This is a genomic window from Streptomyces sp. CLV115, from assembly GCF_038448545.1.
GTDB lineage: Bacteria > Actinomycetota > Actinomycetes > Streptomycetales > Streptomycetaceae > Streptomyces > Streptomyces sanglieri.
This window is the reverse complement of record NZ_JBCEWQ010000457.1, coordinates 1-346: the sequence shown is the minus strand read 5'-3', so window position 1 is coordinate 346 and position 346 is coordinate 1. Positions and strand designations below refer to the sequence as shown.

Sequence of the window (346 nt, the reverse complement as noted above, 5' to 3'; positions counted from 1 at the left end):
CTGCCGACCTATCCGTTCCAGCACGAGGACTTCTGGCTCCACCCCACCCCCCGCACCGACCTCACCGGAGCCGGACTCACCACCACGGACCACCCCCTCCTCACCGCCGCCATCGACCTCGCCGACACCGGCCACCTCATCCTCACCGGACGCCTCACCACCACAGACCACCCCTGGCTCACCCACCACACCATCGCCGGCACCACCCTCCTGCCCGGCACCGCCTTCGTCGACCTCGCCCTCCACACCGCCCACCGCACCGGCTGCACCACCATCGAAGACCTCACCCTCGAAACCCCCCTCCCCCTCACCGACCAACCCCTCCAAATCCAAGCCGTAGCCGGAC

General features: G+C 69.7%; 1 protein-coding gene. It reads left to right on the top strand.

The window, feature by feature from the left end; genetic code table 11:
• A partial coding sequence (locus AADR41_RS42635; protein WP_342287840.1) for a polyketide synthase dehydratase domain-containing protein occupies nucleotides 1-346 on the top strand: 346 nt, incomplete at both ends.